The organism is Streptomyces sp. NPDC052773 (assembly GCF_044547145.1).
Taxonomy (GTDB): domain Bacteria; phylum Actinomycetota; class Actinomycetes; order Streptomycetales; family Streptomycetaceae; genus Streptomyces.
In genome coordinates, this window is sequence record NZ_JBITZX010000005.1 from 382,622 (window position 1) to 402,980 (window position 20,359).

18 protein-coding genes are annotated in these 20,359 nt (G+C 71.6%); 12 read left to right on the forward strand and 6 right to left on the reverse strand.

Annotation, left to right across the window (positions count from 1 at the left end; all coding sequences use genetic code 11):
* Positions 1 to 139: 139 nt before the first annotated feature.
* A complete protein-coding gene (locus ACIG0D_RS14500; RefSeq protein ID WP_399800028.1) occupies positions 140 to 844 on the forward strand; it encodes a DUF6542 domain-containing protein in 705 nt (234 codons plus the stop codon).
* Between the two features lie 107 nt (positions 845 to 951).
* Here the strand turns inward: ACIG0D_RS14500 and ppgK are convergent, their stop codons facing one another.
* Positions 952 to 1,722 carry a polyphosphate--glucose phosphotransferase gene (ppgK, locus tag ACIG0D_RS14505; RefSeq protein WP_399800031.1) on the reverse strand — a complete coding sequence of 257 codons (771 nt, stop codon included), beginning with the start codon at positions 1,720 to 1,722 and terminating at the stop codon, positions 952 to 954.
* Between the two features lie 46 nt (positions 1,723 to 1,768).
* A complete protein-coding gene (locus ACIG0D_RS14510) occupies positions 1,769 to 2,797 on the reverse strand; it encodes a 4-hydroxy-3-methylbut-2-enyl diphosphate reductase (RefSeq protein ID WP_399800034.1) in 1,029 nt (342 codons plus the stop codon).
* 122 nt (positions 2,798 to 2,919) lie between these two features.
* Here ACIG0D_RS14510 and ACIG0D_RS14515 point away from each other — a divergent pair, with 122 nt between their 5' ends.
* The 4 genes from ACIG0D_RS14515 (at position 2,920) to ACIG0D_RS14530 (ending at position 6,576) form a co-directional block, all read left to right on the forward strand.
* Positions 2,920 to 4,296: an APC family permease gene (locus tag ACIG0D_RS14515; protein ID WP_399800037.1), complete on the forward strand. Its 1,377-nt coding sequence runs from the start codon at positions 2,920 to 2,922 to the stop codon at positions 4,294 to 4,296.
* Positions 4,297 to 4,398: 102 nt separating this feature from the next.
* The gene (xseA, locus tag ACIG0D_RS14520; RefSeq protein WP_365758186.1) at positions 4,399 to 5,619 is read left to right on the forward strand and encodes an exodeoxyribonuclease VII large subunit; all 1,221 of its coding nucleotides are present in this window, start codon (positions 4,399 to 4,401) and stop codon (positions 5,617 to 5,619) included.
* A complete protein-coding gene (locus ACIG0D_RS14525) occupies positions 5,616 to 5,852 on the forward strand; it encodes an exodeoxyribonuclease VII small subunit (protein WP_399800041.1) in 237 nt (78 codons plus the stop codon). Before xseA ends, ACIG0D_RS14525 begins: the two co-directional genes overlap by 4 nt.
* Before the next feature lie 133 nt (positions 5,853 to 5,985).
* On the forward strand, positions 5,986 to 6,576 hold the full coding sequence (locus ACIG0D_RS14530) for a malonic semialdehyde reductase (protein WP_365758190.1): 591 nt from the start codon (positions 5,986 to 5,988) through the stop codon (positions 6,574 to 6,576).
* 88 nt (positions 6,577 to 6,664) lie between these two features.
* On the opposite strand, the gene ACIG0D_RS14535 is transcribed toward ACIG0D_RS14530, so the two are convergent.
* Positions 6,665 to 7,246, reverse strand: a complete 582-nt coding sequence (locus tag ACIG0D_RS14535; protein ID WP_399800045.1) for a DUF4245 domain-containing protein — start codon at positions 7,244 to 7,246, stop codon at positions 6,665 to 6,667.
* 127 nt (positions 7,247 to 7,373) lie between these two features.
* On the opposite strand from ACIG0D_RS14535, the gene glpX reads away from it, so the two are divergent.
* On the forward strand, positions 7,374 to 8,405 hold the full coding sequence (gene glpX, locus ACIG0D_RS14540) for a class II fructose-bisphosphatase (protein ID WP_365758194.1): 1,032 nt from the start codon (positions 7,374 to 7,376) through the stop codon (positions 8,403 to 8,405).
* A 188-nt stretch (positions 8,406 to 8,593) separates the two neighbouring features.
* On the opposite strand, the gene ACIG0D_RS14545 is transcribed toward glpX, so the two are convergent.
* Both ACIG0D_RS14545 and ACIG0D_RS14550 read right to left on the reverse strand, forming a co-directional pair.
* A complete protein-coding gene (locus ACIG0D_RS14545; protein ID WP_365758196.1) occupies positions 8,594 to 8,971 on the reverse strand; it encodes a WhiB family transcriptional regulator in 378 nt (125 codons plus the stop codon).
* 129 nt (positions 8,972 to 9,100) lie between these two features.
* Positions 9,101 to 9,784, reverse strand: coding sequence for a DUF1707 domain-containing protein (locus ACIG0D_RS14550; protein WP_399800049.1), 684 nt, complete (start codon positions 9,782 to 9,784; stop codon positions 9,101 to 9,103).
* A 147-nt stretch (positions 9,785 to 9,931) separates the two neighbouring features.
* Between ACIG0D_RS14550 and ACIG0D_RS14555 the strand changes: the two genes are divergently transcribed.
* The 4 genes from ACIG0D_RS14555 to ACIG0D_RS14570 all read left to right on the forward strand — a co-directional run bounded on the left by ACIG0D_RS14555 (position 9,932) and on the right by ACIG0D_RS14570 (position 16,248).
* Positions 9,932 to 11,611 carry a fumarate hydratase gene (locus tag ACIG0D_RS14555; RefSeq protein WP_399800052.1) on the forward strand — a complete coding sequence of 560 codons (1,680 nt, stop codon included), beginning with the start codon at positions 9,932 to 9,934 and terminating at the stop codon, positions 11,609 to 11,611.
* 67 nt (positions 11,612 to 11,678) lie between these two features.
* Entirely contained in the window at positions 11,679 to 13,064 is a 1,386-nt protein-coding gene (locus tag ACIG0D_RS14560; RefSeq protein WP_365758202.1) for a class II fumarate hydratase, read from the forward strand.
* A gap of 72 nt (positions 13,065 to 13,136) precedes the next feature.
* A complete protein-coding gene (locus tag ACIG0D_RS14565; RefSeq protein ID WP_399800055.1) occupies positions 13,137 to 13,829 on the forward strand; it encodes a DUF402 domain-containing protein in 693 nt (230 codons plus the stop codon).
* A 295-nt stretch (positions 13,830 to 14,124) separates the two neighbouring features.
* Positions 14,125 to 16,248, forward strand: coding sequence for a SpoIIE family protein phosphatase (locus tag ACIG0D_RS14570; RefSeq protein WP_399800058.1), 2,124 nt, complete (start codon positions 14,125 to 14,127; stop codon positions 16,246 to 16,248).
* Between the two features lie 245 nt (positions 16,249 to 16,493).
* Here ACIG0D_RS14570 and ACIG0D_RS14575 read toward each other — a convergent pair whose 3' ends face one another.
* Positions 16,494 to 18,818 (reverse strand): transglycosylase domain-containing protein, encoded by a 2,325-nt coding sequence (locus ACIG0D_RS14575; RefSeq protein ID WP_399800060.1) that lies wholly within the window; start codon positions 18,816 to 18,818, stop codon positions 16,494 to 16,496.
* 269 nt (positions 18,819 to 19,087) lie between these two features.
* Here ACIG0D_RS14575 and ACIG0D_RS14580 point away from each other — a divergent pair, with 269 nt between their 5' ends.
* Complete coding sequence (locus ACIG0D_RS14580; RefSeq protein WP_399800063.1) at positions 19,088 to 20,023, forward strand: SPFH domain-containing protein; 936 nt, start codon at positions 19,088 to 19,090, stop codon at positions 20,021 to 20,023.
* Complete coding sequence (locus tag ACIG0D_RS14585) at positions 20,020 to 20,292, forward strand: hypothetical protein (RefSeq protein ID WP_399800066.1); 273 nt, start codon at positions 20,020 to 20,022, stop codon at positions 20,290 to 20,292. The genes ACIG0D_RS14580 and ACIG0D_RS14585 overlap by 4 nt, the downstream gene beginning before the upstream one ends.
* Positions 20,293 to 20,359 lie beyond the last annotated feature (67 nt).

A 20,359-nucleotide genomic window follows, 5' to 3' on the forward strand; every position in this document is an offset into this window, starting at 1 on the left:
GAGGACTGGCAGAGTGGGCCGATCCACCAGTCTACGGGGTACCTGTCCGGGGCCGACGATGCGTCGAACGCTTGGCCAAGCCGGGCGCACGGCGTGTCGGACGGGCTATTCGACACATAAAACGACCTAAGTTGGGCCAGTGGAGCAACACAGGACACGTTCCCCGCAGCAGCACGGACCGGGCCGCGACACCTCGCCGCCCCTGCCACCGCAGGCGACCCGCGGCGGCGTCCGTACGCCCGGGCAGCCTCCGCCGCAGCCCCCACAACCACCGCGGCCCCCGCAGCAGGCGCGTCCGCAGGCGCGTCAGGTCCCGCAGGGGCGGCCGGCGCAGGCACGCCCAGCGACGCGACCCACGGCGCGGCCCGCCCGGCCCGGGCCCCAGCGCGGTGCGGCGGCCGTCCGGCGGCCCGCTCCGCCGCCCGCCCAGGCACCGCGCCGGCTGCCCAACCCGCGGCTCACCGGTCTCGGCTGCGGCCTGTTCTGCGGCACCCTCATGCTCACCCTGGGCTTCCTGGACCGGCTCCTCTTCGGGGCCTCCCACCTCGTGTACGGCGTGCTGTTCCTGCCGGTGTGCGTGCTGACCGGGCTCTGGGTGCGCCGCGGTGACCTGGTGACCGCGCCGGTCGTGGTCCCGATCGCCTTCGCCCTGGGCCTGTTCCCGATCACCCACGCCGACGGACCCGGCGCCCGTCTGATGGCCCTTTTCACGGCACTGGCCACGCAGGCCGGGTGGCTGTACGGCGGCACGCTGATCGCCGGTTCGATCGTCACCGTCCGGAAGCTGAGGCTGATGGCCCAGCGGGCCGCGGTGGCCCGCCGCCACCCGGCCGCGGGCGCCTAGCCGGCGTTGCCGCCCGGCCGCGGGCACCTGGTCGGCGTTCCCGCCCTGGCGAGCCCGGACCGGCTGCCCTGCCCGGCGCCCCGCCCGGCTCGCACGAGGCCGGTCGGTCAGGCCCGTGCGCTCTCTCTGTTCTCCCTGTCCTGCGCCGCGTGCATCGCCGCTCCCACGATGCCCGCGTTGTTCTGCAGCTCGGCCGGGACGATCTCGGCCTTGATGCCCTCGATGTAGTGCAGGAACTTGTGCGCCTTGCGGCTGACGCCGCCGCCGATGATGAACAGCTCGGGGGAGAACAGCATCTCCACGTGCGCGAGATACCTCTGGACGCGGGCGGCCCACTCCTGCCAGGAGAGGTCGTGGTCGTCCTTCACCTTGCTGGAGGCCCGCTTCTCCGCGTCGTGCCCGTTCAGCTCCAGGTGGCCCAGCTCGGTGTTGGGCACGAGCGTGCCGTCGACGAAGACGGCGCTGCCGATGCCGGTGCCGAAGGTCAGCAGGATCACGGTGCCCCTGCGGTCGCGGCCGGCGCCGAAGGCGACCTCGGCGACGCCCGCCGCGTCCGCGTCGTTCACCACCGTCACCGGAAGGCCGCCGAGCCGCTCGGAGAACAGCGCTCTGGCGTCGGTGTCGATCCAGCTCCGGTCGACGTTCGCCGCCGTACGCACCGTGGAACCGCCGGTGACGACGCCCGGGAAGGTCAGCCCGACGGGCCCGGTCCAGCCGAAGTGGTCGACGACCTGCCTGACGCCGTCGGCCACCCCGTCGGGCGTCGCCGGGTGCGGGGTGAGCACCTTGTGGCGCGCCTCCGCCAGGTCGCCCCTGTCCAGGTCCACCGGGGCGCCCTTGATTCCCGATCCGCCGATGTCCACGCCGAAGATCTGCATGGCTCCACGTTACGACGGACGACTGACAGTCACTCCCCCGCCGAGGTCACTCCCCGGCGGCACCCGCGGCCGGACCGGCCCCGCCGCGGTCGGCGACCAGCGCCGCCGCCTCCTCGCGCAGGTCGCGGCGCAGCTCCTTCGGCAGCGAGAAGGTGATGGACTCCTCGGCCGCCTTAACGATCTCGACGTCCTCGAAGCCGCGCTGCGCCAGCCACTCCAGCACCTGCTCGACCAGCACCTCCGGCACGGAGGCGCCCGAGGTGACGCCGACCGTGGTCACGCCCTCCAGCCAGGCCTCGTCGATCTCGTCGGCGAAGTCCACCAGGTACGCGGCGCGGGCGCCGGCGAGCTTGGCGACCTCGACGAGCCGCTTGGAGTTGGAGGAGTTCCGGGAGCCGACGACGATCACCAGGTCGGCCTCGGCGCCCATCTGCTTGACCGCGAGCTGGCGGTTCTGCGTGGCGTAGCAGATGTCGTCGCTCGGCGGGGAGATCAGCTGCGGGAACTTCTCCTTGAGGGCGTCGACGGTCTCCATGGTCTCGTCGACGGAGAGGGTGGTCTGGGACAGCCACACCACCTTCGACGGGTCGCGGACCTCGACCTTCTCCACGTCTCCCGGTCCGTCGACGAGCTGGATGTGGTCGGGGGCCTCGCCGGAGGTGCCGATGACCTCCTCGTGGCCCTCGTGGCCGATCAGGAGGATGTCGTAGTCCTCGTTGGCGAAGCGGACGGCTTCCTTGTGGACCTTGGTGACCAGGGGGCAGGTCGCGTCGATGGTGGCGAGCCGGCCGCGCTTGGCCTCCTCGTGGACGACGGGGGCCACTCCGTGCGCCGAGAACATGACGATGTTCCCCGGGGGCACCTCCTCCGTCCGCTCGACGAAGATCGCGCCCTTCTTCTCCAGGGTCTGCACCACGTACTTGTTGTGGACGATCTCGTGCCGGACGTAGACGGGAGCCCCGTACTGCTCCAGGGCTTTCTCGACGGCGATCACGGCGCGGTCCACACCCGCGCAGTAGCCCCGGGGGGCGGCGAGCAGGACACGGCGGCCAGGCGAAGCAGTCATGGCACCCATCGTAAGGCCGCGTTCGGCGGGTCAAAGATCGCGTCCCCGTCGCGTCCCCGGGGAGACTGGCGGGAGCTGTGCGGAGGGAGCGGCGGGACGAGGCAGGACGGACGCGACGCGCGGAGGAACGGATGTCCGACACCGGCACGGCGGTGCCCCGGGCCGACGAGCATCACCGGTTGCGCCGCAGCCTCGGCTTTCGCGACCTGGTGGTCTACGGGCTGCTGTTCATCGCGCCCATGGCCCCGGTGGGGGTGTTCGGCACCCTGGACGCCCGCTCGCACGGCGCGGTGGCGCTGGTCTACGTCGTCGCCACGGTGGCGATGGCGTTCACCGCTTTCAGCTACGCCCAGATGGTGCGGGTCGTCCCGCAGGCGGGCTCGGTCTTCGCCTACGCGCGCGTGGCGCTCGGCAAGGAGGCCGGTTTCGTCGCCGGCTGGATGGCGATGCTGGACTACCTGCTGATCCCGGCGGTCGCCTACCTGTTCTCCGGGATCGCCATGGAGGCCCTGGTTCCGCAGGTCTCGCGGTGGGTGTGGACGGCGCTCGCGGTCGTCGTCACGACCCTGCTGAACCTGTGGGGCGTACGGGTCGCCGCGCGCGTGGGTTTCCTCGTGCTCGCGATGGAGATCGTGGTCCTCCTGGTGTTCGTGGTCGCCGCGATCGTGGTCCTCGCGCGAGGCGGCGCCGAGCGGGGCTGGCTGTCGCCGCTGTCCGGGGACGGCTCGCAGGGCGCGTTCGCGCTGTCGGCGGTGGTCGGGGCGGTGTCGATCGCGGTGCTGTCGTATCTCGGCTTCGACGCGATCGCCTCGTTCGCGGAGGAGGTCACGGGGGGCTCGCAGAAGGTGGCCCGCGCGGTGCTGTTCTGTCTGGCGCTCGCCGGGGTGCTGTTCGTCGCGCAGACGTATCTGGTCGCGCTGTTGCAGCCGGTGTCCTCGGCGGAGCTGGCCGCCGATCCCGCCCGGCAGGGCTCCGCGTTCTACGACGCCGTCGACGTCTCCGTGGGGACCTGGCTGCACGACCTGGTGGCGGTGAGCAAGGCGATCGGCGCGGCGTTCGCGGCGCTGGCGGGGCAGGCGGCGGCGGGCCGGCTGCTGTTCGCGATGGGCCGCGCGGGGCGCCTGCCGCGCGCGCTGTCCCGCACGGACGCGGGGGTGCCGCGCGTGGCGCTGCTGTGCGCGGCGGTCGTCACGCTGGTCGCCGCCGTGTGGGCGGCCCGCCGCGACGACGGGATGGACCATCTGGTCTCGGTGGTCGACATCGGCGCGCTGACCGCGTTCACCCTGCTGCACGCGAGCGTGCTGGCGTGGTTCGCGCTGCGGCGGCGCGGGGGGCCGGTGAGCTGGTGGCGGCATGTGCTGGTGCCGGTGCTGGGGGCGGCGATCACGCTCGCGGTGATCGTGGAGGCGTCGGGGGCGGCGCAGGTGGTGGGCGCCGTCTGGCTGGCGGTGGGCCTGGTGGTGCTGGTCGTCCGGCGGGGCCGCGCGGGCCCCGCCGAGGAGGGCTGAACCGTGGACACGGAAACGGACGCCCGGGACGGCAGCGGCACGCACCCGGCCGGCGGCACGCGCCACGCCGGATTGTCAGTCGCTGCCGTTACGCTCACGAGCATGGCTGTCAACACGTCCCCGGAATCCCCGCTCCCCGTCGGTGAGGTGTCGCGGCTCATCGGGGGCTGGATCGACCGGCTCGGCGCGGTGTGGGTCGAGGGGCAGATCACCCAGTTGTCCCGGCGGCCGGGCGCCGGCGTGGTGTTCCTGACGCTGCGGGACCCGTCGTACGACATCTCGGTGAGCGTGACCTGCTACCGACAGGTGTTCGACGCGGTGGCCGACGTGGTGAGCGAGGGCGCGCGGGTGATCGTGCTCGCGAAGCCGGAGTGGTACGCCCCGCGGGGGCAGCTCTCGCTGCGCGCGGCGGAGATAAGGCCGGTGGGCGTCGGCGAGCTGCTGGCACGGCTGGAGCAGCTGAAGAAGGCGCTGGCGGGCGAGGGTCTGTTCGCGCCGGAGCGGAAGAAGCCGCTGCCGTTCCTGCCGCAGCTGATCGGCCTGGTCTGCGGCCGGGCGTCGGCGGCGGAGCGGGACGTGCTGGAGAACGCCCGGCACCGCTGGCCGCACGTCCGCTTCGAGGTGCGCAACGTCGCCGTGCAGGGCGTGCACGCCGTGCCGCAGGTCGTGCAGGCGGTGAAGGAACTCGACGAGATCGACGACGTGGACGTGATCGTCATCGCGCGCGGCGGCGGCAGCGTGGAGGACCTGCTGCCGTTCTCCGACGAGCAGCTGGTGCGCGCGGTGGCCGCGTGCCGGACGCCGGTGGTGTCGGCGATCGGCCACGAACCCGACAACCCGCTGCTGGACTACGTGGCGGACCTGCGCGCCTCCACCCCGACCGACGCGGCCAAGAAGGTCGTGCCGGACGTCGGTGAGGAGCTGGAGCGGGTGCGGCAGCTGCGCAACCGCGCGCTGCGCTGCGTGGAGGCCTTCGTCGACCGGGAGGAGCGCGGCCTGGCGCACGCGCTGGCCCGGCCGGCGATACAGAATCCGCACCGGATGATCGACGAGCGCGCCGACCTGGTGGACTCGCTGGCCGAGCGGGGCCGCCGCTGCCTGGGCCACCTCCTGGACCGCGCGGAGTCCGAGCTGACCCATACCCACGCGCGCGTGGTGGCCCTCTCGCCCGCGGCCACGCTCCAGCGGGGGTATGCCGTGCTGCAGAAGGCCGACGGGCATGTGGTCCGCGATCCCGGCGAGGTCTCGGCGGACGAGCCGCTGCGCGCGCGGGTGGCCGAGGGCGAGTTCTCCGTACGAGTCGAACCTAGGGTGGGTGGATGACCAGCAAGGTGGATGAGGCGCTCGGGTACGAGCAGGCCCGGGACGAGTTGATCGAGGTCGTACGACGGCTGGAGGCCGGCGGGACGACGCTGGAGGAGTCCCTGGCGCTCTGGGAGCGCGGCGAGGAGCTGGCCAAGGTGTGCCGGCGCTGGCTGGAGGGGGCGCGGGCGCGGCTGGACGCGGCGCTGGCCGAGGAGGCCGCGGTGGAGGAGGCCGAGGCCGAGCGGGAGTAGCCCGGCGGCGGGCGCCGGGGATTCACGGTGCGGGCTGTGAAGCGGATCACCACGCTCCCCTTTTGATTGAACGTTGAACTTCAACGTCGTAAGGTCGTCGTCGTTCAGCACCACCCGTGGAAAAGGTTCAACCATGTCCCTCGTTCTTGACCCCGCCGCCCAGGACCTGCTCTTCCGTGAGGCCCGCACCGCGAACACCTTCACCGACGAGCCGGTGACCGACGAGCAGGTCCAGGCGATCTACGACCTGGTCAAGTACGGCCCGACCGCGTTCAACCAGTCCCCGCTGCGCATCACCCTGGTCCGCTCCGCCGAGGCCCGCGAGCGCCTGGTGAAGCACATGGCCGAGGGCAACCAGCCGAAGACGGCCGCCGCCCCGCTGGTGGCGATCCTCTCCGCGGACAACGAGTTCCACGAGGAGCTGCCCGCGCTGTTCCCGCACTTCCCGCAGGCCAAGGACGTCTTCTTCGCCGAGCGCCCGGTGCGGGAGAACGCCGCCGCGCTGAACGCCGCCCTCCAGGCCGCGTACTTCATCATCGGCGTCCGCGCCGCCGGCCTCGCCGCCGGCCCGATGACCGGCCTGGACTTCGAGGGCGTCCGCAAGGAGTTCCTGGACGACGACCACACCCCGCTGATGGTGGTCAACATCGGCAAGCCGGGCCCGGACGCCTGGTTCCCGCGCTCGCCGCGCCTGTCGTACGAGCAGGTCGTCACGACCGTCTGAGGTCCGCCGCACCCCCGCGGACCCGAAAAGGGCCCCGGCACTCGCCGGGGCCCTTTCGCGTTCCGTCGACGGCTCACGCCGCAGCGGCTCACGCCAGCTTCAGCGCCGCCGCCATCTGCTTGAGCTGGGCGAAGGAGCCCGTCCCCGCCACCACGGTCGTCGCACCCTCGGCGCCCGCCTCGGCCGCCTTGTCCGTCTTACCGGCCTTACCCGTCTTGCCCGCCTCGTCGGCCGTCAGCACCAGCGCGTCGTAGCGGCCGCCGGTCCAGCGCGTCCAGGTGCGGCCGGCGATCTCCTCGGTGGCCTTGGTCGCGTGGGCGCCCTTGGTCGCCTCGTCGATGAACCGCGACGGCTTCTCGGTGGACTGCTTGACCTGGACGTACTGGCCGTCGGGCGTGTGGAAGCCCAGGTGCCAGGTGTCGTTCTCGGCGCCCTGGAACCGCACGGACGTCGCCTTCCAGCCCTCCGGCAGGCCCCCCGGCGCGGCCACCGGGTAGGGCGCCGCACGGCGGGCCGTGAGCAGCTCGACGCGGTAGTCGACCGGCTTCAGCTCCGGTTCGCTGTCGTCATGCGGGATGAAGAGGTACATGACCCCTCCCGCGAGCAAGGTCACGCCCAGGGAGAGCACCATGCTCCGGGCCGTCTTCTGCTTGCCGTTCGTACCTGCCACATCTCTATCGTCGCAGGTGCCCTGGTCCGCTCATCCGTGGGGTGCCCTGCTCATTTTGTCTGCCCGAGGATAGAGTCATGGCCAAGACCCTCATCCGGCCGTCGTCGTATCAGAAAGGTGCGCTCCGATGACCGAGCATCATCTGCCGTCCGAGCTCGATGTCCCCTCCGAGGCCCCCGACCGCAACCTCGCCCTGGAACTCGTCCGCGTGACCGAGGCCGCGGCGATGGCCGCCGGCCGCTGGGTGGGACGCGGCGACAAGAACGGCGCCGACGGTGCCGCGGTGCGCGCCATGCGGACCCTCGTCTCCACCGTCTCCATGAACGGCGTCGTCGTCATCGGGGAGGGCGAGAAGGACGAGGCGCCGATGCTCTTCAACGGGGAGCGGGTCGGCGACGGCACCGGTCCCGAGTGCGACATCGCCGTCGACCCGATCGACGGGACCACCCTGACCGCCAAGGGCATGCCGAACGCGATCGCCGTGCTGGCGGCGGCGGAGCGCGGGTCCATGTTCGACCCGTCCGCCGTGTTCTACATGGACAAGCTGGTCACCGGCCCCGAGGCGGCCGACTTCGTCGACATCGACGCGCCGGTGTCGGTCAACATCCGCCGGGTCGCCAAGGCCAAGCGGTCCACGCCGGAGGACGTGACGGTCGTCATCCTCGACCGGCCGCGGCACGAGGGGATCATCCAGGAGATCCGGGAGACCGGGGCGCGCATCAAGCTGATCTCGGACGGCGACGTCGCCGGCTCCATCCTGGCGCTGCGCGAGGGCACGGGCGTGGACCTGCTGCTCGGCATCGGCGGTACGCCGGAGGGCATCATCTCGGCCTGTGCGGTGAAGTGCCTCGGCGGCACCATCCAGGGCAAGCTGTGGCCGAAGGACGACGAGGAGAAGCAGCGGGCGATCGACGCGGGGCACGATCTCGACCGCGTGCTGACGACCGAGGACCTGGTGACCGGGGAGAACGTGTTCTTCGTCGCCACCGGCATCACCGACGGTGAGCTGCTGCGCGGGGTGCGGTACCGGTCGGAGACGGCGACGACCGACTCGATCGTGATGCGGTCGAAGTCGGGGACGGTGCGGCGGATCGACTCGGAGCACCGGTTGAGCAAGCTGCGGGCGTACAGCGCGATCGATTTCGACCGGGCGAAGTAGCGGCTTTCGGGCACCTTCTGAGGGGGTGGCGCGGAGCGTCGGCGGGTGCGGGGTCGTGGGGGGTCTCGCGCAGTTCCCCGCGCCCCTATAGGTGGGACATCCCGCCCGGCGTTCAGGACAGCCCCCCCGTGCGGAAAGAAAACGGCGCCCCCTGTGCGGAGGGGGCGCCGTTTCGCGTGTTCGGGCGGTCAGCCCGCCGCCGCTATGTGGTTCGCCGCCCTCGCCGCCTTCTTCAGTTCCAGGTCGCGGCGGCGGCGTCGGGCCAGGACGACGCGGCGTTCGGCGGCGGTGAGGCCGCCCCAGACGCCGTAGGGCTCGGGCTGGAGGAGGGCGTGCTCGCGGCACTCGACCATCACCGGACAGCGCGCGCAGACGCGTTTCGCCGCCTCCTCGCGCGACAGGCGCGCGGCGGTGGGCTCCTTGGAGGGGGCGAAGAACAGTCCGGCCTCGTCGCGTCGGCACACCGCCTCGGTGTGCCAGGGGGCGTCTTGATCCCTGTCTCGCGCTGGCACCCGCGGGGCCGGAACGGCAGCTACCTGCAGGGACGAATGCGGCGGTTGCAGCACGGTCTACTCCTGACGACGGCTTCGCGAGCGAGAGACGATGCAGCAAGGTCTACCCGCTGTACGCGCGCCTATGCAGGGAGTCCCCGACCGCCGGGTCGGTCGCCCGTGACGAGCGCCGACGCACGACCGTCAGCGGTCCTGGCGGCCCCGCAGACCCCGGTCGGCCGTGCGCCGGACGCGGTCGAGGATGTCCGCGACGGTCCGTCCCCGCCGGGGGCGGGCCTCCACGTTCCCGAGGACCGACCAGCCGTCGACGTAGACGACCGGCGCGTTCGGGTCCTCCGCGTCCAGCGAGTCCACCTCGAACTGGCCGAGGACGCCACCGCCGGTGCCGCGCAGCGAGACGTTCTCCGGGACGGTGACCTCGACGTGCCCGCAGAGCGAGAAGGCCTTCACCACCACCTGCTGGTACTCGAACAGCGCCTCGCTGAGGTCGATCTCCACACTGCCGAAGATCGCGTACGCGTGGATCCGGCGCCCGGCGCGCCAGCGGCCCTTGCGCATCGCGCCGCTGAACACCGCGACCACGTTCTCGTCCGGGTCGGGCGGCAGGGCGGCGGTGGGGCGGTCCGGCGCGTGGCCGTACGCCGGCGTGGCCGCTCGCTGCCGGTGCGGGCCGGGCAGGTCGCGGACCAGCGGTTCCAGCTCGCCGACCGTACGGGCCCGGAAGGCCTCCTCGATCCGCTCGGCGTGCTCGTCGGCGGTGAGGCGGCCCTCGCCGAGGGCCTGGCCGAGGAGGTCCGCGACGCGGTCGCGGTCGGCGTCGGAGGCGCGGAGTTCGGAGGCGGGCGCGGTCTGCTTCTGAAGGTCCACGGCAGCAGCGTAGCGAAACACGATAGATCGCGATAGCCCCGCCGGGCCGGGAACTGAGCCTTACCTCACAGGCTCGCCGTCAGAGGCAGGTTCTACGCTGGGGGGCGCTGCCAATGGATGCCAGCCGCTGTCTGTCGTGAGTGAGGAATGGGCGAGATGCCTGAGTTCGCGTACACCGATCTGCTCCCCATGGGAGAGGACACCACCCCGTACCGGCTGGTGACCTCCGAGGGCGTGTCCACGGTCGAGGGACCGGACGGGCGGACGTTCCTGAAGGTGGAGCCGGAGGCGCTGCGGAAGCTGGCCGAGGAGGCGATCCACGACATCCAGCACTATCTGCGGCCGGCCCACCTGGCGCAGCTGCGACGGATCATCGACGACCCCGAGGCGTCGAGCAACGACAAGTTCGTGGCGCTGGACCTGCTGAAGAACGCGAACATCGCGGCGGCGGGCGTGCTGCCGATGTGCCAGGACACCGGCACGGCGATCGTCATGGGCAAGCGCGGGCAGAACGTGCTGACCGAGGGCCGCGACGAGGAGGCCCTGTCGCGCGGCATCTACGACGCCTACACCAAGCTCAACCTGCGGTACTCGCAGATGGCTCCGCTCACCATGTGGGAGGAGAAGAACACCGGCTCCAACCTGCCCGCGCAGATCGAGCTGTACGCGACGGACGGCGGCGCCTACAAGTTCCTGTTCATGGCGAAGGGCGGCGGCTCCGCCAACAAGTCGTTCCTGTACCAGGAGACGAAGGCCGTCCTGAACGAGGCCTCCATGATGAAGTTCCTGGAGGAGAAGATCCGCTCGCTGGGCACGGCCGCGTGCCCGCCGTACCACCTGGCGATCGTCGTCGGCGGTACGTCGGCGGAGTACGCGCTGAAGACCGCCAAGTACGCCTCCGCCCACTACCTGGACGAGATCCCGACCGAGGGTTCGCCGCTCGGGCACGGCTTCCGGGACAAGGAGCTGGAGGAGAAGGTCTTCGAGCTGACGCAGAAGATCGGCATCGGGGCGCAGTTCGGCGGCAAGTACTTCTGCCACGACGTGCGCGTGGTGCGACTGCCGCGGCACGGCGCGTCCTGCCCGGTGGCGATCGCGGTGTCGTGCTCCGCCGACCGGCAGGCCGTCGCGAAGATCACCGCCGAGGGCGTGTTCCTGGAGCAGCTGGAGACCGACCCGGCGCGGTTCCTGCCGGACACGACGGACGCGCAGCTGGAGGAGGCCGGTGACGTCGTCAGGATCGACCTCAACCAGCCGATGGACGACATCCTCGCCGAGCTGACGAAGTACCCGGTCAAGACGCGGCTGTCGCTGTCCGGGCCGCTGGTTGTGGCGCGGGACATCGCCCACGCCAAGATCAAGGAGCGGCTGGACGCGGGCGAGGAGATGCCGCAGTACCTGAAGGACCACCCGGTGTACTACGCCGGGCCCGCGAAGACGCCCGAGGGGTACGCGTCGGGGTCCTTCGGTCCGACGACGGCGGGCCGTATGGACTCGTACGTCGAGCAGTTCCAGGCGGCGGGCGGCTCGAAGGTGATGCTGGCCAAGGGCAACCGGTCGAAGCAGGTCACCGACGCGTGCGCCGCGCACGGCGGGTTCTACCTCGGGTCCATCGGCGGCCCCGCGGCTCGCCTCGCCCAGGACTGCATCAAGAAGGTCGAGGTCATCGAATACGAGGAGCTGGGGATGGAGGCGGTCTGGAAGATCGAGGTCGAGGACTTCCCCGCGTTCATCGTCGTCGACGACAAGGGCAACGACTTCTTCCAGAACCCGGCCCCGGAGCCGACGTTCACGCACATCCCGGTGCGGGGGCCGGGCCTGGCCTAGTTGCCCCTTCCGGGGGGCGCGCGTCGCCCCCCGGAACATCACACCGGCGCCGATCGCTATAGCCGGTATGAGCGAATACCGCATCGAGCACGACTCCATGGGCGAGGTCCGGGTCCCCGCGGACGCGAAGTGGCGGGCGCAGACGCAGCGGGCGGTGGAGAACTTCCCGATCTCCGGGCAGCGGATCGAGCGGGCGCACATCGAGGCGCTGGCGCGGATCAAGGCTGCGGCTGCGAAGGTGAACGCCCGGCTGGGAGTGGTGGACAAGGACGTCGCGGAGGCCATCCAGGAGGCCGCCGCGGAGGTGGCGGAGGGGCGCTGGGACGAGCACTTCCCCGTGGACGTGTTCCAGACGGGGTCCGGGACCTCGTCGAACATGAACACCAACGAGGTCATCGCCACCCTCGCCAGTGAGCGGCTGGGGAAGCCGGTGCACCCCAACGACCACGTCAACGCCTCGCAGTCCTCCAACGACGTCTTCCCGTCCTCCATCCACATCGCCGCCACCGCCGCCGTCACCCGCGACCTGATCCCCGCGCTGGAGCATCTCGCCGCCGCCCTCTCCCGCAAGGCGGAGGAGTTCGCGGACGTCGTGAAGTCGGGGCGTACGCACCTGATGGACGCGACGCCGGTGACGCTGGGCCAGGAGTTCGCGGGATACGCCGCCCAGGTGCGGTACGGGGTGGAGAGGCTGCGGGCCTCCCTCCCCCGGCTCGCCGAACTCCCGCTCGGCGGGACCGCCGTCGGCACCGGGATCAACACGCCGCCCGGGTTCTCCGCCGCCGTCATCGAGGAGGTCGCCCGGGCCACCGGGCTGCCGCTGACCGAGGCCCGCGACCACTTCGAGGCGCAGGGCGCCCGGGACGGGATCGTGGAGACCAGCGGGCAGTTGCGGGTCATCGCCGTGTCCCTGACGAAGATCGCCAACGATCTGCGGTGGATGGCCTCCGGGCCGCGCACCGGGCTCGCCGAGATCTCCCTGCCCGACCTCCAGCCGGGCTCCTCGATCATGCCCGGCAAGGTCAACCCGGTCATCCCCGAGGCCACCCTCATGGTCGCCGCGCAGGTCATGGGCAACGACGCCACCATCGCCGCCGCGGGAGCCGCCGGCAACTTCGAACTCAACGTGATGCTGCCGGTCATCGCGAAGAACGTGCTGGAGTCCGTGCGGCTGCTCGCCAACGTCTCGCGGCTGCTCGCCGACCGGACCGTCGACGGGATCGTCGCGCACCGCGAAAGGGCCCGCGAGTACGCCGAGTCGTCGCCCTCCGTCGTCACCCCGCTCAACAAGTACATCGGCTACGAAGAGGCCGCCAAGGTCGCCAAGAAGGCGCTCGCGGAGCGGAAGACCATCCGGCAGGTGGTGCTCGAGAGCGGGTACGTCGAGCGGGGCGACCTCACCGTCGAACAGCTCGACGAGGCCCTCGACGTGCTGCGGATGACACATCCGTAACCAGCGGTTCCGCACGTGTGAACCGTGACGCGTACCGCAGCGTCGTATGACAGTGACACCTAATATCTGTGCATGGCAGACGACGGAGCGGTGAGAGAAGTGGAAGCGGGCGGGACGACGGACTTCTGGGCGCCCGGGAGTCAGATCCTGTGGCGGTACCGGGAGAACGCCGGCGACCGCTTCCACATCGCGCGCCCCGTCACCGTCGTCCGCGACGACGAGGAGGTGCTGGCCGTCTGGATGGCGCCCGGCACCGAGTGTGTGAAGCCGGTGCTCGCCGACGGCACTCCCGTGCATCTGGAGCCGCTGGAGACCCGCTACACCAAGCCGCGCACCGTGCAGCGCGACCGCTGGTTCGGCACCGGGGTGCTGAAGCTGGCCCGGCCCGGTGAGCCGTGGTCGGTGTGGCTGTTCTGGGAGCCGGGCTGGCGGTTCAAGAACTGGTACGTCAACCTGGAGGAACCGCTGGCTCGTTGGGACGGCGGCGTGGACTCCACGGACCATTTCCTGGACATCTCCGTGCACCCGGACCGCAGTTGGCACTGGCGCGACGAGGACGAGTTCGCGCAGGCCCAGCGGGACGGCCTGGTGGACGCCCGGCTCGCCGAACGGGTCCGCGCGGCGGGGCGGGACGCGGTGGAGGTGATCCGCGCCTGGGGCCCGCCGTTCTCGGACGGCTGGCAGCACTGGCGCCCGGATCCGTCCTGGTCCGTCCCCGTCCTCCCGGACGACTGGGATCGCACGCCCGCGCATCTGTCCTCATGAGACCCTTGATGCGCCCCCGGGCAAGAAACGTAGGATCGTCCTCCGCAAGGGCGCGCGGCGGCAAATCCCGGGGCGCGCAACGGGCCTGACCACATGTCACCGAGGGGCGGCAGGACGTGAGCGAGGGGTACGAGCGCACTGGCCGTGCGGGCCGCGGCCGGTCCGCGGGTGGTACGGGAACAACCTCTGACCACGCGGGAAATCCGTTCCCCAGGCGCGTATTCGGGGTATCGGCCTTCCTGCGGGACGAACTGCAGCGGCGCACGCGGAACGCGCGGCGCGCAGCCCCGGACGGATGGATGCGACACGCGTGACGGAGCAGCCGACCTCCTTCGAGCGCCCCCAGGCGGGCACCGACCCCGTGGATCCCCGCGGGGCGCTCCTGCGTGCCCCGGGGCCACAGCGCGGCGCCCCCGGCGGCACCGGGTTACCCCAGCCGCAGGCCGCCCAGGCCCAGGCCCGCGGCGCCGGTGAGACGCCCGCGGGCCCGCCGGGTCAGCCGGTGGCCCCCGTCCCCGACGGCACCGGCCCCGAGCACTCCCAGCCGGCCGCCGACGAGACGGTGGGGGCACCTCCCGCGCGGGCGAAGCCGGGCGTGGGGGAACACCGGCCCCGTCCCACGCCGGCGCCGGACGCCATCCCGGTGCAGCCGCCCGGCCTGGAGCAGGAGCGCCGCACCGGCCAGGGCCTGCCGCCCGGCCGGCCCACCCCGATGCGCCGGGACGGCGACCGGCTGCGCTTCGTGGGCGCCGCGACCCGGCGGATCGCCCGCGGCATCGACCTGGACGAGATCGTCATGGGGCTGTGCCGGGCGACCGTGCCGACCTTCTCCGACGCGATCCTGGTCTATCTGCGCGACCCGCTGCCGGTCGGCGACGAGCGGCCCACCGGCCCGGTTGTGCTGCGGCTGCGCCGCACCGACCGGATCCCGGAAGAGCGGGACACCGAGGGCGGTTTCCTGCCCGTGTTCCAGCCTGAGCCGTCCGAACTGTCCGCGCTCACCGCCGAACTGTGCGAGGTCCGCCCCGGCGGCGCCCTCAACGAGGTGCTGCGCGGCGTCCGTCCGGTGTTCGCGGACGCGCCCGCCGCCCGTGCCGCGCTGCCCGAACTTCTCGGCGAGGACGGCGAGTCGCTCGTCCCGGGCGGCCAGCGGGCCATCCTCGCGCCGCTGCGCGGGCGCCGCCGGGTGATCGGCGCGGCCGTCTTCCTGCGCGGGCCCGAGCGCGTCGCCTTCGAGGCCGACGACCTCCTCGTGGCCGCGCAGCTCGCCACGCACAGCGCGCTCGGCATCGACAAGGCGGTGCTGTACGGCCGTGAGGCGTACATCGCCGACGAGTTGCAGCGCACCATGCTCCCGGAGACGCTGCCGCAGCCGACCGGCGTGCGGCTCGCCTCGCGCTATCTGCCCGCAGCGGAGACCGCGCGGGTGGGCGGTGACTGGTACGACGCGATCCCGCTGCCCGGCAGCCGCGTGGCGCTCGTGGTGGGTGACGTCATGGGCCACTCCATGACCTCCGCCGCGATCATGGGCCAGCTGCGGACGACCGCGCAGACCCTCGCCGGGCTTGACCTGCCGCCGCAGGAGGTGCTGCACCACCTCGACGAGCAGGCCCAGCGGCTGGGCACCGACCGGATGGCGACCTGCCTGTACGCCGTCTACGACCCGGTCTCGCACCGCATCACCATCGCCAACGCCGGCCATCCCCCGCCCGTGCTGCTGCACCTGGGCGGGCGCGCCGAGGTGCTGCGGGTGCCCGCGGGCGCCCCGATCGGCGTGGGCGGCGTCGACTTCGAGGCCGTGGAGCTGGACGCGCCCGCCGGGGCGACGCTGCTGCTCTACACCGACGGTCTGGTGGAGTCCCGGCTGCGGGACGTGTGGACCGGCATAGAGCAGCTGCGCGAGAAGCTCGCCGCGACCGCGCAGCTCACGGGGCCCGATCACCCGCCGCCGCTGGAGGCGCTGTGCGACGAGGTGCTGGACATGCTCGGGCCGGGCGACCGGGACGACGACATCGCGCTGCTCGCGGCGCGGTTCGACGGGATCGCGCCGAGTGATGTCGCCTACTGGTACCTGGACCCGGAGGACGCCGCGCCCGGCCGGGCCCGGCGGCTGGCCCGGCGGGCGCTGGCCCGGTGGGAGCTGGAGGAACTGACCGACTCGGTGGAGCTGCTGGTCAGCGAGGTCGTCACCAACGCGGTGCGGTATGCCTCGCGACCGATCACGCTGCGGCTGCTGCGGACCGATGTGCTGCGGTGCGAGGTCGGGGACGACGTGCCGCAGCTGCCGCGGCTGCGGCAGGCCCGGGCCACCGACGAGGGCGGGCGAGGGCTGTATCTCGTCAACCGGATGGCCCGGCGGTGGGGAGCCACTCGGCTGAGCACCGGGAAAGTCGTCTGGTTCGAGCTGAACCGCACCTAGGGGGTGTCTCGTCGATCATGCCGGGCTCCCGGCGCCTGGCACCGTGCCTCGCCGCGTTGTCGTCGGTCGCCAACTCCCCCACGCTCGGCTGCGCTCGCGCGGGGGCACCCCCATCGCATCGACTCCCTCCTCCGCCTTGCGATGCACGGCACCAGACGCCGCTCGCTGATCCGGCCTGATCGACGAGACACCCCCCAGCGCGCACCCGCCGTGACGACGTTCGTCGTCCGGCGGGTGCGGGCTGTCTACTGATCCTCGTCTTCTTCCGGGTCGAACGGGTTGTCCGGGATGCCTCCGCCGCCACCGTTGCCGCCCCCGCCGTTCGCCGGCGGAGTCGTCGTGGGCGTCGTCCTCGTCGGGGTCGGCGTCGGGGTCGGGGTGGGCGTCTGGCTCGGGGTCGGCGAGGGAGACTCCGTCGGGGACTCCGACACGCTCGCGGACGGCGACGGGGACTCCGTGGTCGGTTCCTCGGTCGGCGTCGGGGTGGGCGTCGCGGTCCGGGTGGGCTGCACCGCGGCGCCCTGGGTGGTGTTCAGGTCGAACCTGGTGACCTTGCCCATCGCGCCGAAGGTGTACTGGGCCCAGATCTGCGCCGGGAAGCCACCGCCGTTGATCCGGGGCTCGCCGCCCGCCTTGTACATCGGGACCTGCGGGTGCGGGGCCTTGTCGTCCTCGCCGAACAGGCCGACCGAGGTGACCAGGTTCGGGGTGTAGCCGGTGAACCAGGCCGACTTGTTGTCGTCGGAGGTACCGGTCTTGCCGGCGACCTGCTGGCCGTTGCGCAGCGGGTTCTCGCGGACCGAGCGGCGGGCCGTACCGTCGTCGACCACGCCGGTGAGGACCGAGGTGACGGTGTCGGCGGCCTCGCGGCTGATGACCTGCTCGCCGACCGGGTCGGGCAGCTCGACCGTGGTGGCCCGGTGCTCGGCGGACTTCAGCAGGGCCGGGGTGACCTGCCTGCCGTGGTTGGCGAGGGTGGCGTAGGCGCCGGCCATCTCCAGCGGGCTCGCGCCCATCGAGCCGAGGGTCTGGGCCGGTACGGCCTCCAGGCCCTCGGTGTCCATGCCCAGCTCGCCCGCGACGTCGAGCACCTTCTGCATGCCGACGTCCACGCCCATCTGCGCGAAGACGGAGTTGACGGACTTGTTCATCGCCGTCTGGACGGTGATGTCGCCGTAGTCGACGTCGTCCTCGTTCTCCGGGGCGAAGCCGACCCGGGTGCCGTTGTCCACGACCGGGCGCTTGCTGTCGCCGTCGTAGATCGTGTTGGCGGCGATGGGCGTGCCGTCCTGGGTGGTGGCGCCCTCCTCCAGGGCGGCGGCCAGGATCATCGGCTTGAAGGTGGAGGCGGGCTGGTAGTCGTCGCGGGTGGCGTTGTTGGTGTAGTGCTCGACGTAGTCCGTGCCGCCGTACATGGCGAGGACCTTGCCGGTCTTCGGGTCGACGGATACGGCGCCGGCCTGGACGTCCGCGTCGACGTCCCGTTTCTTCGGGTCGAGCCTGCTGGTGAGCTGGTCCTTGACGGCCTTCTCCAGCAGCTTCTGCTTCTTGCTGTCGATGTTGACCGTGATGGTCCAGCCACCGCGCTTGATCTTGGTCAGGGCCTCTTCCATGTCGGCGGCGGCGCCCTGGGCGACCAGCTGCCGGGCGAGTTCCCGGTTGGCCTCCTCGACGATGTAGCCGTTCTGGCCCTCCATGCCGGGGGCGGCCTTGGGGTCCTCGGGCACCGGGAACTTCATGGCGGCGCGCTCGCCTGCGTCGAGCCAGCCCTCCTCGACCATGTTGTCGAGGACGTAGTCCCAGCGCTCGCGGACCAGCTTCTTGCCGGTCGGCGAGGCGGTCGACCAGTCGTAGGAGTTGGGCGCCTGGAGCAGGGCGGCCAGGTAGGCGCCCTGTTCGAGCTTGAGGTCGGCGGCGTCGACGCGGTAGTAGGACTGGGCGGCGGCCTGGATGCCGTAGGCGTCGCGGCCGTAGAAGCTGGTGTTCATGTAGCCCGCGAGGATCTCGTCCTTCGACATCCGGCGGTCCACCTTCAGGGAGATGACCAGTTCCTTGAGCTTGCGGCTGACCGTCTGTTCCTGGGTGAGGTAGTAGTTCTTGACGTACTGCTGGGTGATCGTCGAGCCGCCCTGCTTGCCCTTGCCGGAGAGGGTGTTGAGGACACCGCGGGCGGTGCCCTTCAGGTCGACGCCGGAGTCGCTGTAGAAGGACTTGTTCTCGGCGGCGACGAAGGCCTTCTGGACGGGCTTGGGCACCTCGGCGAGGTCGACGACCTCACGGTTGAGGCCCTTGCGGGCGAGGGTGCTGCCGTTGCTGTACTTGTAGACGTTGCCCTGCTCCTTGGCGAGGGCGTTCCCCTTCGGGATGTCGATCATCAGGTAGAGCACGACGAACGCGCCGATGCCGAGCAGGCACACCCCGAGGAACGTGCCGAGGATCTTCTTCCAGGTGAACAGCCGGCGTATGCCGCTCTTGCCGGTCGCGCCAGCCGCCCCCGACGAACGGCGGCGCCGGGGCGCCGCGCGGCGGCCACCGCGCTGTCGCGCTCGTCTCTCTTCCGCTCGTCCCATGACTGCGTCTGCTCCGCTTCGTTCTCGGTTGTCACACAAGTCGCGTGCGTCAGGTCAGCTCTGAAAGCTAACACCGCTCTATGTGACCAAGTCGGTTCGATCCGGTCTTTTCTGGACGTGACAATCAGCACCCGTCCCAACGGAACCGACGCTCGGGAGGGGGTTGTGGTTGCCGTGACGGGGTAATCTGTTATCACTTAGCTAGACCGAAGCTATGCAGTCGCAGCCACCGCTGCGCAGCCACGCAGTACGAGAACGGGGGACCACCCATGGCCAGAAACGAGACCGCGGCCGTCGCCGACCTGCCCGAGATGCCCGAGCCCCGCGTCCGGGAGTTCACCGCGCACAGCATCGGCGGCGGGCTCGCCCTGCTGCTGGGCCTGCTCGGGGTGCTCACCGGCATCGGCCTGGTGCTCTCCGCCACGGCCGTCCCGACGACCGGCGCCAAGGCCGCGCTGGTCATCGGAGGCATCGTGCTCGGCCTCGCCTCCTTCATCGCCATGTCCGGGCTGAACATGGTGGCGCCGGGCGAGGCCCGCGTGGTCCAGCTCTTCGGGCGGTACCGGGGCACGATCCGGCAGGACGGCCTGCGCTGGGTGAACCCGCTGACCTCCCGCACCAAGATCTCGACGCGGGTCCGCAACCACGAGACCGCCGTCCTGAAGGTCAACGACGCCTACGGCAACCCGATCGAGCTGGCCGCGGTCGTGGTGTGGAAGGTCGAGGACACCGCGCAGGCCACCTTCGAGGTGGACGACTACATCGAGTTCGTCGCCACCCAGACCGAGGCGGCCGTCCGGCACATCGCCATCGAGTACCCGTACGACGCCCACGACGAGGACGCCCTCTCGCTGCGCGGCAACGCCGAGGAGATCACCGAGAAGCTGGCCCTCGAACTGCACGCCCGCGTCGAGGCGGCCGGCGTGAAGATCGTCGAGTCCCGCTTCACGCACCTCGCCTACGCCCCCGAGATCGCCTCGGCGATGCTCCAGCGGCAGCAGGCCGGCGCGGTGGTCGCGGCGCGGCGGCAGATCGTGGACGGCGCGGTCGGCATGGTCGAGGCGGCGCTGGACCGGATCGCCGAGCGGGACATCGTGGAACTCGACTCCGAACGGAAGGCGGCGATGGTGTCCAACCTGATGGTGGTGCTGTGCGGGGATCGCGCCGCGCAGCCGGTCCTCAACACCGGGACGCTCTACCAGTGACGGACTCTCCGGACGGACCCACTCCCCGGCGCCGGCCGCAGCAGCAGCGCAAGCAGGTGCTGCTGCGGCTCGACCCGCTGGTGTACGAGGCGCTGGCCCGCTGGGCGAGCGACGAGCTGCGCTCGGCCAACGCGCAGATCGAGTTCCTGCTGCGCCGGGCGCTGGCCGAGGCCGGCCGGCTGCCCGGCGAGGCGGGACCGATCCCGCGCCGGGGCCGGCCGCCCAAGAGGCCGGGGGACGGCCCGGACGACGAGCAGGCCAAGGCGTAGACACAAGGTGTAGACACAAGTTGTAGACACAAGGCGTATACACGCGACGTATACATGGTGTGTAGAG